Genomic DNA, 13,858 nt, shown 5'->3' with positions numbered 1-13,858 from the left:
CATTGCGCCAAAGGATTGCAATGCCTTGTCACAATGAATTGCAAGCTGTTCCTCCGTTCCCGCGACAATGGGATCGAAACGGCGCTTACGTTGCACAGGCTGTGATTTTTTATGAACGAATGTCGTCTTCGTTCGAGACAAAGCCATCGACCGGTCAGCTCGATATCAGGGCATTGACGGCCGGCCATAGCGGCCAATTCGGCGCTTTGCGCTCCGCTCGCCTGCCTGCGAGCGGCGCCGTCATCCATGCGACGGCTCAGCCCGCGCCGCCGGACATACTGTCGGATCATGCCGCAATCATAGCCGATGATACTCGCGATACCATGCGACGAAGCGCTTGATCCCCTCATCCACGCTCGTCCGTGGTTCGAACCCGGTCAAAGACCTCAACAACTCGGCTCGCGCGAATGTCGCCGGCACGTCGCCTGTTTGCATCGGCAGCATGATCTTATTCGCTTCTCGGCCGAGATGATGCTCGATCAACTGGACATAGGTCATCAGCCCGACAGGATGACCGCCGCCGATATTGACGATGCGAAACGGAGCGGCAGGGGACAGAGAATCGGACGTGTCGGCGACGGCGTGTCCGACGGCGGGGATGGCCGGGAGCAGCCGAACGATCGATTCGACGAGATCATCGATATAGGTGAAGTCGCGCGACATCTCGCCATTTCCATAGATTTCGATCGGCTCGTCTCGAAGAATGGCTTGGACGAATTTGAATAGGGCCATGTCCGGGCGCCCCCAAGGCCCGTAGACGGTAAAGAAACGAAAGAAGGTCGTCGGCAGGTTCCAGACGTGAGCGTAGGAGTGAGCCATCGCCTCCGTCGCCTTCTTTGTCGCGGCATAAAGCGTGAGCGGATGATCGGAACGGTCATTCTCTCCGAATGGCATCTCCGTATTGGCGCCGTAGACCGAGCTCGTCGACGCCGCGAGGAAGTGGTCGGGACGAAGAACCCTGACCGCCTCCATTACGTTGAATGTGCCGATGAGATTCGCGTCGACATAGGCGCGGGGGTTTTCGAGGCTGTAGCGAACGCCCGCTTGCGCCGCGAGGTGAACGACGACGTCTGGCTCGAAGGCCCGAGCGACGTTCAGGAATGTCTCCGCATCCTCCAGCATGAACTCATGTGCGCTGAAAGCACTGGAGGCCATCAAAATGGAATGTCGTCGCCGCTTCAAGGCGACGTCGTAATAGGGCGTCATGCCATCGACGCCGCAAACGATATGTCCGTCGGCGAGTAGTCTGCGCGCGAGCGAGAAGCCGATGAATCCAGCGGTTCCCGTGACGAGAATTCGCTTTTGCGTCGCGATTGCCGAAGTCGCTAGCTCTCGAGCCTCGAACTCTGACCGCTCCACTGCCATGCTATCGATTCCTGCGTTCGTCTCGGCGCTATAGACCCGCCGCCGCGTTTCGGCGACGTCGCATCGGCCGGATGTCGAGACCCTTCGTCGAAGACACTCGAAGGGTCGGAGCGAAATGAGGCTCAGATCGAATTGCCGTTGGGCGGTCTGAGCATCCGATATCGAAATTCGAATTTGCGTTGTCGTGAAACAGCGTTTCGCCCGTTTCGCTGCGCCGGGTCATGCGCGCTCGTTTCGATGAACGCCGAGCGGTTCAGTATTTTGGCGTCTCGAAAGGCGTTGCATGCCACTCGACCCCTATTCGAAAAGCGTCGGTCGTCTGTGGTGCGACAATGAGATCGAGACGAAATAAGAACGGCGACGCGAAGAGCATCGACTCCAAGCGCGGGCTTTCATAGATGGCGGTCCCGTTTTTCGCAAGGTCGACTGTGACGCATGTGGTTAGTCCGTAGCTTCGACAGGGAGCGCGCGTTCGATGCGCTGTCTGATGTCGAAAGCGTCTGATTGCGAGGACCCGAGCCGACGACCGGCTCGAATCGGAAGCGGAGCTCAACTCTATGCCGCGCATTTATTCGAAGCGCCTGTCGATCCTGCGCGGACGCCGACGCGCGCCGATTCTGTGTGGCGACAGCTGGCGAGCGTAGCGCGAATGTGATATCGAAGCAGACTATTCGCGCTCATTGTCCGTATTTCGAGACAGGCGCCTCGAGGCATTGATATGATCGATTTGCACTGTCACATTCTTCCTGCGGTCGACGATGGTTCGCGTTCGCTCGACGAGTCGTTGGAGATGGCGAGGATGATGGCGACAGACGGCGTCGCTATCGTCGCCTGCACGCCACACATCATGCCCGGTGTGTTCAATAATGATGGCTGGACTATTCGCGCTGCGGTCGCGCAGCTGCAGCGAGCGCTGGACGACGCGAGCATCGCGATCCATCTCGTCGTCGGCGCGGACGTGCATGTCGCGCCCAATCTGGTCGACGGGCTGCGTTCGGGGACAATTCTCTCGCTGCACGACACTCGCTTCGTGCTGATAGAGCCACCGCACCATATCCTTCCGCCGCGTCTCGACGAAACCTTCTTCGCTCTGATGGCGGCCGGTCGCGTGCCGGTTCTGACTCATCCCGAACGATTGTCGTGGATCGACCAGCGCTATGACGTCATGAAGCGCTTTTTCAACGCTGGGGTATGGATGCAGATCACGGCCGGATCTTTGCTGGGTGATTTTGGTCGGGGGCCACGATATTGGGCCGAGAGGATGCTCGACGAGGGGATGTGTCATATTTTGGCGACGGATGCTCATGGCGCCAGGCGCCGAGCGCCACGATTGCGCGCCGGATATGAGGCTGCGGCCAAGCGCGTCGGGGAAAGTGAGGCTATCGAAATGGTCTTGCGACGGCCCTACGGAATTTTGGAGAATCGTCTCGCCTCGGCGATGGCGGCGCCCGCAGGGGCGGAGCAAGCGGAAACGCTACCCGAGTCGAAGGGGTTGTGGAGACGCCTTTTGAAGGGCGTTGGGTTGGCTGCCGATAGCGCGCCGCAGTAGCGGCTTCCGCGGGCATGAGCTCGTTCGAGCCGTCGGAGATCGACGGCGTGGCGCTATCGCCTATGGCCATTCGGCTGGCGCGACGATTTTCTCACCGACTTCCCTCGAAGCGACTTCGGGCCGTCGCCCTGGCTCCGCAGGAGGGCTTGCGCCTCGGCCGTCGCCGCAGCAAAGTGCGGCGAAAGGGAAGCTGCGTCATGTCTAACCGTTCCTTCGCTATCGTCGCCGCGGCCGTCGCCTCGGTCGGTTTCTTCGGACCTACGCGCGCGGAGCCGGTCGGCTCGGTGGTCGCGTCGCGGGGGGAAGCCGCGCTGGAGCGCGCCGACGCGCGTTCGCCGGCGGCGGCGGGCGCAGCGGTCATGCTGAACGACCGCGCCACGACCGGCAATGCGTCGCGGCTCGATCTCAAGCTCGGCGCCGCGACGCGACTGCGGCTCGGCGCCAATGCGTCGCTGAAAGTCGACCAATTCGTCGGGAAGCTCTCCGCCAGATCCACGCTGGAAGAGGGCGCGGTTCTGATCGACCGCGCCACGGGGGCTGAAAAAGCCTTCGAGCTCCAGACGCCGTATGGGCTTTTGTCGGCGCGTGGCACAGTGTTTTTCGCGGGCCCCAGCCGCGGGACGTTCGGCATTTTCGTCCAAAAAGGCGTTGTCGACGTCGTCACGCGGACAGGGTCCGCGCGGCTGACGGCCGGAGAAGGCGTCGATTTCGCGCCGCCGCGCGTGATCGTGCTGCCCGGACTGCTCGACGGCGATCCGCCGGAACTGACCCCGGTTAAAAAATGGGGCGCGGCGCGCATCGAGGAGGCACTCGACTCCGTCCGCTGACGCGCTGCGTCAGTCGCCCTCGAGCGTGAAGATCATCGTGTCTTCGGAAAGGCCTTTGAGTCGTAGCGCGCCCAGCGGCGTCAGATCGCGCCGCTGGGCCGCCGCCGCCGCGCCCGGACCGATGCAGATTTGCGAATCGAACTGCTTGTTCGCTTGCTCCAGCCGTGACGCGACGATCACCGCGTCGCCATAGGCGGTGTAGTTCAAGCGACGTGCGCCGCCGACATCGCCGACGATCGCCGGCCCCGTCTCCACACCGACGCGCGTGCGTCCGAAGCCCGCCTCCGCCGCGAGCGGCTCTTTGCGGAAGCTTTCCGAAAATTCGATGATCGCCGCCGCGCAGGCGATGGCCGCGTCGGCGTGATCGGCGCGCTCCAGCGGCACGTTGAAAAAGGCGTGAATGGCGTCGCCGGTCACGCCGTCGACCATGCCGCCGTGATCGGTGACGATGCGCTCCAGACCGCTGAGATAGATGTCGAGCAGGGCGATGAGGTCATGCGGCGCGAGGCGGTGGGTCATGGGCGTGAAATTTTCGATGTCGGTGAAGAGCGCCGTGATGACGCGCATCTCGCCTTCGCGTCGCAGCCGTTCTGGATGGGCGATGATCTCGCGCACGACGTCGACGGAGATATATTGCTCGAATTTGCGCGAGATGAAGGCCTTCATTCGGCGTGTGCGGGCGAAGGCGGCCGCTGCGGCCATATTGCCGGAGAGCAAGACGATGAGCGGAGGTCCGGCGGGATCGAGGACGAGATCGTAGGAGATCAGCGCCGTCGCGGCGATTGCGATCCAGAGCGCGGACAGCGTCAGCTGCAGGGCGAAGGCGGTCGTGGGGCCGACGCGCCCGGCGACGGCGGCGGCCATGCCGGCCAGGGCCAGGGCGGCGCCGACCTCGATCGGAAGCGCGGATTGCGGGCGCAACGGCGCTGTTCCGGCGAGGATCTGCTCGGCTGCTTCGGCGTGGATCTGCACCGTAGGGGTCAGCGGGCCGAGCGTCGTCGGACGCAGTGCGCCCGCCTCCGGCGCGCTGGCGCCGACGATGACCACGCGTCCCTCGAACTGCTCGGGGGCGACGCGTCCTTCTAGAAGATCGGCGGCGGAACGCGTGCGCTGCGCCCAATGGGCGGAATCGGACCAGCGCAGGCGGAGCGCGCCGCCTTCGCCCAGCGGCAGACGGCGCGTTCCCGTGTCGAGCCGCCCGCTCGCGTCGACGGTGAGCATGGCGACGCTTTGCGCGAGGCGCGTCGCCTCCAGCGCGAGGCCCGGAACGAGCTGACCGCGGACAGAGAGCAGCAGCGGCGCCTTGCGCACGATACCGCCGTCCTCGCCGAACAGCGACGATACGCCGAGGGCCAGAGCCTCGCTCGCGAGCGGCTCATAAGGCGCGAGCGCGCCGGAGATCGGCCGCGCCATGTCCAGGCCGGCTCGACCTTCGACACGCACAAAATTGAACGCGGCGGGCGGCGCCGCGCCGCCGGCCAGCGCAGCCAGAATCGTCTGGCCGCGTTCGAGCGTCTCTCCGAAGGCGTGGTCCGGATCGGGCGCCTCGGCGAGAAAAGGCGCGAGCGCGGCGCGCAATCTCGAATCGGCCGCGCCCTCGAGATGGGCGCGCAGCGAATGTCGATCCGGTCCATCGAAGAAAATGTCGAAAGCGACCGCGGCGGGGCGCCCTTCGAGAATGCGCTCCGCGAGCCGCGCCATGTCTGCGCGCGGGAGCGGCCAGCGGCCGGCGCGCGCGACGCTAGCCGAGTCGATATCGACGACCAATACGCCGGCGCCGCCTGTCCCACGCGGCGCGGCTCGCTGAATCGCGTCGATCGCGCGCTCGCGCAGCACGCTCGCGACGCCGTAGAGATCGCCGGCCGAGAGCGCCGTGAAGATCAGCGCGCCGAGGCCGCCGACAGCAGCCGGCGCCGTGAGAAAGCGTTTGATGTGGCGGCGCAGGTCGATCATCCGTGCGGTTCGGCCATTTGGCGCCGACCCGCGGGATCGAGCGGGCGCCGGCGCCTTTTGCTACAGCGCCCGCGATAGCGTCAATCGCGATGGCGCGCAGGAGGAAATCATCGGGTTTTCCGGCGAGATTGCCACGCTCGGCCGATTGCCGGAAAGCCTTTGCCATTTTCTATCATAAAATCAGACATATAAATCGTCAGCAAACCGACATGCGGTTTCGTCTTCATCGCCTGTATCCCCGTTCTCCGGCCGCTTGCACCCGAAATCGAGAGCCCGTAACAATTTCTCGGGCCGCCCGAATAGGGAATCGTGGGCCGCCATTCGCCGCCTCGAGGAGAATAAATCATGGATCGTCGTGCATTCAGCTTGGCTTTGGTCGGATCGCTGTCGGCCGCCCTGACCCTCGTGGCATCGACCGCCTCCGCGGAAGAAGAGGGAAAAGAAAAGTGTTACGGCGTGGCTCTCAAGGGCCATAATGATTGCGCCGCCGGTCCGGGCGCCACCTGCGCCGGAACGTCGAAAATAGATTATCAAGGAAACGCCTGGAAATACGTTCCTCGCGGCACTTGCGTCACCATAAAGACTCCATTCGGCGACGGTTCTCTGGAAGCGCTCAAGCGACGGACGTGAGCGCTCGCGATTGCGTGTAGCCGGCGAGGCAATTCGGAGGGACGCATGGACGAAACAGTTTCGACCTTCTCTTCGACTCTGCCCGCCGGCGCCGGGGTCGCCTTCAAGCCCGCGCATTTCGAAGCGATCCTCGCGAGCGCCCCTCGGGTGGCGTTTTTCGAGGTTCATGCCGAAAACTACATGGGCGATGGCGGGCCGCCGCATCGGCAGCTCACCCGTCTTCGGCAGGATTATCCGCTGTCGGTCCATGGGGTCGGGCTCTCGATCGGCTCCGCGGAGCCGATCGACGCCCGGCATCTGGAAAGATTGCGGATTCTTTGCGATCGCTATCAGCCCCAAGGCGTCTCCGAACATCTGGCGTGGTCGACCTATCGCGGCGTATTCTTCAACGACCTCTTGCCGCTGCCCTATGACCGTGAGACGCTCGCACGCGTGATCGAAAAGATCGACGAGGTTCAGAGCGCTCTCGGGCGCCAAATTCTGCTGGAAAACCCCGCGACCTATCTTTCCTTCGCGCAGTCCGAGATATCCGAGCCGGAGTTTCTCGCCGAAATCGCGCAGCGCAGCGGTTGCGGCCTTCTTCTCGACGTCGAGAACATCTTCGTGACGGCGACGAACAAGGCTTTCGACGCATGCGGCTATCTTTCGCAATTCGCATTCGAGCATGTGCGCGAAATTCATCTGGCCGGCCATCTCGAAGCGAGAGACGCGCGGGGCGATCCTTTTTTGCTCGACGCACATCGCGCGCCGGTCGCCGAGGCCGTATGGGCTTTGTTCGGTCAGGCCATCGCTCGGACGGGCCCCATCGCGACGTTGGTCGAGTGGGATAATGACGTGCCCGATTGGTCGGAATTGGCGCATGAGGCGCGGAAAGCGCAAGTCGCGCTCGACGTCGCCTCGCACAGATCCGCATGAACGAGACGCATCCGATGTGGGAAAGAGTCCAAGCGCAATTTGCCGCCGCTCTCCTCGAGCCGAGCCTCGCAATGCCCGTTTCGGTCATTTCCGAAAGAGGCGAGGTCGCCGAGCGCTTCGAGGTCTATCGGAGCAGCGTCGTCGGAGGACTCGTGCGCGCGCTGGCGGTTCGGTTCCCGGCCATCGAGCGTCTGGTTGGGCAGGCGTTTTTCGCCGCCATGGCGGGCGAGTTCGTATGTCGCCATCCGCCCACATCTCCGGCGCTGCTCGATTATGGCGAGGGCTTCGTGGGTTTCATCGCGACCTTCGCGCCCGCCACGGAACTGCCCTATCTGGCGGATGTCGCGCGGCTCGAGAATGCGCGCGTGCGCGCCTATCACGCCGCCGACGTCGAGCCGCTTTCGCCGCAATCGCTGGCGTCGGTTCCTCATGAAAATCTGGCGGAGCTCACATTCGAAATTCACCCGTCCGTCACGATCGTCACGTCGGATCATCCGGTCGTCACGATCTGGTCTATGAACGTCGGGGAAGCAGAGGTCGGCCCGATCGATCGCTGGATCGCCGAAGATGCTCTCGTGACGCGTCCACGCGCATGCGTCGAGACCCGTCGGCTCGCGCCCGGCGGCGCGCTTTTGCTCGCTCGGCTCGCCAGCGGCGCCGAATTGGGCGCAGCCGTGCAGACAGCATCGGCGGACACGCCGAATTTCGATCTCTCGGTGATCCTTGCCGAAGCGCTGTCGGCGGGATTTTTCACAGCATTCAGAGGTGATGCATGAACGCTACCGCAAATATGAACGCTACCGCAAATCAGCCGACGCATTCGGCGACATGTGGACCGCTCTGCGGTCCGACTCGACGATCGATCGCGCTGCTCGAGCGCATCCCTTACTCACTCGTCGCGCTCGGCGCTCGAATTTTTCCGGCCGCCGTCTTTTGGCAGTCTGGACAGACGAAGCTCGACGGGTGGCGCGTTTCGGAAAGCGCCGTTTATCTCTTCAAAGAGGACTACAAGCTCCCACTGCTCGACCCTGTCGTCGCGGCGCATCTGGCGGCGGTGATGGAGCATGTGTTTCCGGCGCTGCTCGTTCTCGGGCTCGCGAGCCGGTTCGCGGCGGCCGTTCTTTTCGCAATGACCCTGGTGATCGAAGTCTTTGTCTATCCGGATGCTTGGCCGACGCATGGCGTCTGGGCGACCTGCTTCCTCCTCATCGTCGCGCGCGGGCCCGGCGTTGTTTCTATCGACCATCTGTTGGGCGGCCGCGCGCGTAAGGCGTGAGCCCGACTGCACAAGGCGGAAGACCGGCGATTCATGCAGGTCTTCCGCCCATCACTCCGACGTCGAAATTTGCGTGACGAGACCGTCCACGAACCAACGAGCGAGAAAGCCGGCGGCTCGCCCCATGAGATTCTCGTTGCCATTCTGAAACGCGAGGAGCGTGCAAATCTCGCCGAAATTCTTCCCCGCACGCGATTCGATGAGCGCGAGACGCTCGTCTTCGGCGATCTCGCGATAGACAGGCTGATCGTCGCTGCGCCACAGAAGAGTCGTCTCCGCCCCGTCGTCGACCGGCGCGGCTTCCCGTTCCTCGGCGAGAGCGCTGTAGAGTCGCGTGACGCCTCTTGCGAGATCCAGCATTGCGACGCTCGGATGAAACACGAAGATGAGGCGAGACCAATCTCCGGCGTCGACCGCGGCGAGGGCGTCGATCGCGAGCGCCGGCATATCGGCCGCATCGAAGGCGTCCGCCAGTCCTCTTTCGAGCAGCGCGAGATCGCAAGAGACGCGGTCGGCCTTCCATCTTTCGCTCTCGCGCATGACCTCGGGCAAACGCCATGCATACCATCGCGCGTTGCGCTGACGCGACGGCGCCGAATCGATGTAGTCGCCGACGAGCGAACCGAAGTCCGCATCTCCCATGGAATCGCGAAGGATCGGGAAATCGTTCGAAACGAATTCAGCGAGGCGCAGGCGATAGGCGTCGACATAGACGCGGAACAGCGTCTCCCGATCCGTTCGTGGCGAATCTCTGACGAAATCGAGGATTTCGGCCTTGCCGGAGTCGAGCCCTTCGATCACGCTCGCTTGAAACCGAGCTTGGTATTCATGGAGCCTCATGTCGCGCTCCTCGAGCGGCCGGCGTCGGCTCTCGCCGCGATGTCCCGCATGCGCCACAGTTCCGCGAGCAATTCGTCGAATGGCGGAAAATTGTCGTCGCGCTCGATCATGGCCGAGACGTCGCCGAACCGGTGGCGCGCTTGCTCGAAAAGCGTCCAGACCTCGTCGCAGACGGGCTGATCATGCGTGTCGATCTTGCGCGTTTCATAGGTCGTATGGCCTGCGACGTGCAGTTGGGCGACCCTCTCCACCGGAATCGACTCGATGAAGCGCGCCGCGTCGAACCCGTGGTTGAAGCCGGAAACGAAGACGTTGTTCACATCGAGCAGAAGCAGGCAGTCGGCGCGTTCCGCCATTTCCCGGACGAACTCCCATTCCTCCATCTCGGAGTCTCGGAACGTCGCATAGGTCGAAGCATTTTCCACGACGAGCCTGCGGCCGAGGAAATCCTGCACGCGTCGGATCCGTTCGACGACGTGATCCAAGGCTTCTCGGATATAGGGAATCGGCAGCAAATCGTGCAGATTGACGCCGTCGACTCCGGTCCAGGCCAAATGATCCGATATCCAGGCCGGTTCGATGCGCTCGGCGAGCGCTTTCAATTGCGTCAGATAGTCGAAATCGAGCGGATCGCTCGATGCGAGCGACATCGAAACGCCGTGCATCACGATCGGGTAATCCGCGCGGACACGCTCGAGAATAGAGAGCGGCCGTCCGCCTGGAATCATGTAGTTCTCGGAAACGATCTCGAACCAGTCGACGCTCGGCTTTTGCTCGAGAACCGCCGGATAATAAATCGATCGAAGTCCGAGACCGAAGCCGAGCGACGGCCAAGCGCTCATGTCGATCTCCCTGATCGCGTCATGCGCAGTATGATGAGATCGGCGCGGGCGAGAGCTCATCGCCGATGATTTGCCCGCGCCGTGACGATCACATTTCGGCGACGGAGCCGCCCGCCGCCTTGCAAGCCTTGGCCGACTTCGCCGGCAGCCATCCCTGGCCCTTGCAGGTGTTCTGGCCTTTGCAGGCGCTGCTTTCGGTCTTGCAGGCGCTCTGGCCCTTGCAGGAGTTGATGCCCGTGCAATGAACCGGCGCCGCCTTCTTGGCGAGCGCGGGCGTGACGACAGCGCCGCTCACCGCGAGAGCGATAGCCGCCGCGGCGATCGAGGCGCCTGAAACGATATTGGTTTTCATTCTTGTCTCCTTGGACATTCAGTCACTTCGGGAGCGACCCGCGGGCTCGGAACATCGGTCCCGCATGTTTGATAATACGTCCCTCGGAGAAGAGAGTTACAGGAGAAAGGTGGGTTCGTGGCAATTCCGTCCCCGATTGGCGCGGGAGTCGGCGTATTCGTGCTCTACACGAGCAGCGCCAATGCGCGCCGTGGCGGTTCGCGAGTCTGAAACAAAAAGCGACGCTGGCGCGATTGCACCCAGCGTCGCTCAATGATGTCGAGCGCGCGTTTCCGCGTCGATCAGAACTATATCTTGAGACGAAGCGACATTCCCGCCTGCCAGTTCTTCATGATCTGAGGACCATTGAGATCCTGGTAGACCGGAAGTCCGGCTTCCACGGCGAGCGTCAGATTGTCGAAGCCGATGAACTTCCCGCTGACTGTCCAGCCACCGAAGAGCTCGACGCGCTTGCCGCCATAGAAGAGCGGATTGGTCGGCGCGGCGATGCCGCGAATCTCCGGATCGAAGCCGGCGATGCGTCCCTGCACAGTGCCGAGCACGCGAAACGTCGTCGTCAGGCCCGCAATCCAAGTGTAGCCCGCCCAGCCATTGAACTCATGCAGATTTCCCCACATATAGCCTTGCGGATTGGCGGCCAGCGGGTGACGTCCGCGGTAGGAAACGCCCCACGACCATTGGTCGAGATGGCCCGCGTAGACGATGCCCGGCATGATGTCGAAGGTTCCCGTGCCTTGCTGCATTCCATAGAAGGCGCGGACCACGGCGCGCGCGCCATCCGGCAGGAGCAGCCCGTTGAAAGTCGCGTGATCGCTGCCGGTCGGGAAGGAGAATCCCAGATTGATCTGGATGCGGTGGATGTCGTCCTGATAGACGCGATAGACACCCGACAGTGAGAAGTCGACCAAGCTGACCGTCCCCACGTAGCTTCTTCCGCGCTGGAGACTGCCCGCGGCGCCGCTGAAGGTCAGCGGCTCCAGGTTTTTCTCGCCCATGCCCCCTGTGAAGATCAGCGAGAGGTCTTTGGTCACGCCATAGGCGAGGCCGATGACTTGCGTCTTGGCGGCAATATTCTGAGGAACGATGCGCACGGTCCGCGTCGGATTGAGGAAGAAGGGGACGTTGTTGACGATATATTCGTTCGAGACGTTCCGCGTTCCGATCCGCATGCCGGACAGATTGGCGAAGTTCGGCGTGATCGAGAGCACGAGCTTTTCGGCAGGCGGCATGTCGGCGCCGAAAACGCCCATCGGAGCCGGCGGCAATGGGGCGGGCGACGGAGAAGTGAGAGACGAGACTTGCAGCGATCCTCTAGGGGATTGCGACTCGGCTGCAATGCCGGCGCTGGACAATGCGACAGTGATTGCTCCAGCAATAGAAATCAACTTCATGATCGACCCCCGAAATATCGGATCGATGTCGACCCGCGCCCCGAACGGCAAAAATTGAGGATCGAGATTACGGGAGCGTATGCTGCAGCTTAAGCCTAAATTGTGCTTTCTGGTTCCTCACCTAGATATTTCCACGCAGGTGTGGCTTTTCGGCAACGCAAGATTTGGCCGAGCGAGTGCGATGCGCTTCCCGAGGACGCCGCCGTGCGTTTCGACCTCACCGATATGCGTGCGGAGGCATTGTCGTCGCGGGAGCGTCGACGAATGGCGATGATGCTCGCGCCTGCGAAGGGCATGCGTTCGGCGCGCAGGGGAACGCCGCGTGCGGTGATGATTTTAAAGATCGACGACCAATTTTCCATCCGGTCTCGCTCGACATGCGAGGATCAAGCCGAGGTCGACGTCATCCTCGGTCAGACCGTCGGTGCAGTCGTGAACGACTTTTCCTTCGAGCGCAGTCGTCTTGCAGACCCCGCATTGCCCGGCGCGGCAAGAGTGCGCAGCGTCGATTCCGTTAGCGAGCGCAATGTCGAGCACATAGTCGGTGCTCTTGCACTCGACTTCCTTGCCGGTCGCGGAAAACACGATTCGCGCCGAAGTCGCTTCGACATTGGACGGCGGGGCGGTTGTCTTGCCAGGCGCTCCGCCAAAGCTCTCTTGCGCAAATCGCGACATGTCGAAGCCCGCATCCGAAAGTGCGCCGCGGACGCTTTCGGTGAATCCATCCGGGCCGCATAGATAGATTGCGCGCGTCATCATGTCCGGCGCGAGCTTGGTCGCGAGATCGATCGAGAAATGGCCGGTCGGGCCGCTCCAGATATCGGGTGTTGCGCGCGAGCATATGAAATCGCTTCGAAAGCCGCCGTAACGCGACTCGAGGAGGCGTAGTTCATGTCCGAAGACGAAATCCTCTGGTCGTCGAGCGAAATGCAGGAAGCGAATGTCAGGGTCGGCGGTCGTGTCGCATAGCCAGCGCGCCATCGACATGACCGGCGTGACGCCGCTGCCGCCGGAAATGAAAAGATAAGGTCCCGAGGCGGCGTCGATACAGGTGAATTTCCCGTGCGGTCCGTCCGCGAATAGCGTCCTTCCTACGTGCAGGTTGTCGTGCAGCCAGTTGGAGACGAGACCATTGTCGACACGCTTGATCGTGACCGAGATCATATGCGGTCGTGATGGCGACGATGAAATCGTGTAGCTGCGTCGCACGGTTCGGCCGGCGATCGGCAACTCCAGCGTGACGAACTGCCCTGGCTTGTAACAGAAGAACTTGCGCGGCTCGGAGACGAAGTCGAAGGTCTTGACGTCATGCGTCTCTTCGATCACGCGAACGCAGCGGAGCGGAAGCCTTCCGCCTCGCCAGAACGCTTCGTCTCCCGCGAGAGAGAGGTGGAGCGCGCCGTCGCTGTCCGTCGGAACCGGCCGTGTTTTCGACATTCGATGAAGAGCGGCCGCATGTCCGCGGGCAGACGGTCGGCGGATCAGCTCGTTCAGCGCATCGAAGGAGGCATGCGCCTTCTCATCGGCTTTGAACCACCCGGCTTGGCGATCGGCGGCCTCGAGAATCCGTTGCGAGAAGGACAGAAGATCCTGCTCGACGAGCGTACGTTCCTCGGCCGGGAGATCGCTGAATAGGCTGTCCAGCGCCACAGCGACGGCGCCGGAATCTGCGGAAAGGTCGCCATCGATATAGCGACGCCACAGCGCGCTTTTTTCCTTCTCGGTCCGGGGTAGAGACCGCCGGAGAAGAGAGGAGCGGCACCAGTCGGGAGAGTGGAGCAGGGCGTCGAAGCGTTCCATCTCCTGAGCCGACAACGCGCCGTCGCCATCGGCGATCCGCAGGAAGAGGAGCATCGGCAGCTCGATGGCCGCCGCAGATTTGTCTTTCATTGCTGTCATGATCGGCGTCCGCCAGCGG

At 62.6% G+C, this 13,858-nt stretch carries 13 protein-coding genes; 6 read left to right on the top strand and 7 right to left on the bottom strand.

Features of this window, described 5'->3' with window-relative positions; genetic code table 11:
* Window positions 1–297: 297 nt before the first annotated feature.
* Complete coding sequence (locus VIF40_RS04260; protein WP_331936280.1) at window positions 298–1,365, bottom strand: NAD-dependent epimerase/dehydratase family protein; 1,068 nt, start codon at window positions 1,363–1,365, stop codon at window positions 298–300.
* A 718-nt stretch (window positions 1,366–2,083) separates the two neighbouring features.
* Here VIF40_RS04260 and VIF40_RS04255 point away from each other — a divergent pair.
* Both VIF40_RS04255 and VIF40_RS04250 read left to right on the top strand, forming a co-directional pair.
* Entirely contained in the window at window positions 2,084–2,914 is an 831-nt protein-coding gene (locus VIF40_RS04255) for a tyrosine-protein phosphatase (RefSeq protein WP_331936279.1), read from the top strand.
* A gap of 197 nt (window positions 2,915–3,111) precedes the next feature.
* A complete protein-coding gene (locus VIF40_RS04250) occupies window positions 3,112–3,741 on the top strand; it encodes a FecR family protein (protein WP_331936278.1) in 630 nt (209 codons plus the stop codon).
* 9 nt (window positions 3,742–3,750) lie between these two features.
* On the opposite strand, the gene VIF40_RS04245 is transcribed toward VIF40_RS04250, so the two are convergent.
* Window positions 3,751–5,694: an adenylate/guanylate cyclase domain-containing protein gene (locus VIF40_RS04245; protein ID WP_331936277.1), complete on the bottom strand. Its 1,944-nt coding sequence runs from the start codon at window positions 5,692–5,694 to the stop codon at window positions 3,751–3,753.
* A 345-nt stretch (window positions 5,695–6,039) separates the two neighbouring features.
* Here VIF40_RS04245 and VIF40_RS04240 point away from each other — a divergent pair, with 345 nt between their 5' ends.
* From VIF40_RS04240 to VIF40_RS04225, 4 genes are read left to right on the top strand one after another with little or no spacing between them, the layout of a single operon-like run.
* Window positions 6,040–6,324 (top strand): DUF2282 domain-containing protein, encoded by a 285-nt coding sequence (locus tag VIF40_RS04240; RefSeq protein WP_331936276.1) that lies wholly within the window; start codon window positions 6,040–6,042, stop codon window positions 6,322–6,324.
* A 45-nt stretch (window positions 6,325–6,369) separates the two neighbouring features.
* A complete protein-coding gene (locus VIF40_RS04235; RefSeq protein WP_331936275.1) occupies window positions 6,370–7,239 on the top strand; it encodes a DUF692 domain-containing protein in 870 nt (289 codons plus the stop codon).
* Window positions 7,236–8,015 carry a DNA-binding domain-containing protein gene (locus VIF40_RS04230; protein WP_331936274.1) on the top strand — a complete coding sequence of 260 codons (780 nt, stop codon included), beginning with the start codon at window positions 7,236–7,238 and terminating at the stop codon, window positions 8,013–8,015. Before VIF40_RS04235 ends, VIF40_RS04230 begins: the two co-directional genes overlap by 4 nt.
* Window positions 8,012–8,515 carry a DoxX family protein gene (locus VIF40_RS04225; protein WP_331936273.1) on the top strand — a complete coding sequence of 168 codons (504 nt, stop codon included), beginning with the start codon at window positions 8,012–8,014 and terminating at the stop codon, window positions 8,513–8,515. The genes VIF40_RS04230 and VIF40_RS04225 overlap by 4 nt, the downstream gene beginning before the upstream one ends.
* A gap of 51 nt (window positions 8,516–8,566) precedes the next feature.
* Here the strand turns inward: VIF40_RS04225 and VIF40_RS04220 are convergent, their stop codons facing one another.
* The 5 genes from VIF40_RS04220 to VIF40_RS04200 form a co-directional block, all read right to left on the bottom strand.
* Window positions 8,567–9,355 carry a DNA-binding domain-containing protein gene (locus VIF40_RS04220; protein ID WP_331936272.1) on the bottom strand — a complete coding sequence of 263 codons (789 nt, stop codon included), beginning with the start codon at window positions 9,353–9,355 and terminating at the stop codon, window positions 8,567–8,569.
* Window positions 9,352–10,197 (bottom strand): DUF692 domain-containing protein, encoded by an 846-nt coding sequence (locus tag VIF40_RS04215; protein WP_331936271.1) that lies wholly within the window; start codon window positions 10,195–10,197, stop codon window positions 9,352–9,354. The genes VIF40_RS04220 and VIF40_RS04215 overlap by 4 nt, the downstream gene beginning before the upstream one ends.
* Before the next feature lie 88 nt (window positions 10,198–10,285).
* Window positions 10,286–10,549 (bottom strand): hypothetical protein, encoded by a 264-nt coding sequence (locus tag VIF40_RS04210; RefSeq protein ID WP_331936270.1) that lies wholly within the window; start codon window positions 10,547–10,549, stop codon window positions 10,286–10,288.
* Window positions 10,550–10,836: 287 nt separating this feature from the next.
* A complete protein-coding gene (locus VIF40_RS04205) occupies window positions 10,837–11,778 on the bottom strand; it encodes an alpha-amylase (protein ID WP_331936269.1) in 942 nt (313 codons plus the stop codon).
* 498 nt (window positions 11,779–12,276) lie between these two features.
* Entirely contained in the window at window positions 12,277–13,839 is a 1,563-nt protein-coding gene (locus VIF40_RS04200; RefSeq protein WP_331936268.1) for a hybrid-cluster NAD(P)-dependent oxidoreductase, read from the bottom strand.
* Window positions 13,840–13,858 lie beyond the last annotated feature (19 nt).

The organism is Methylosinus sp. (genome assembly GCF_036560965.1).
Classification (GTDB): Bacteria; Pseudomonadota; Alphaproteobacteria; order Rhizobiales; family Beijerinckiaceae; genus Methylosinus.
The sequence above is the reverse complement of the archived record's forward strand: the minus strand, read 5'-3'. Positions and strand labels throughout refer to the sequence as shown.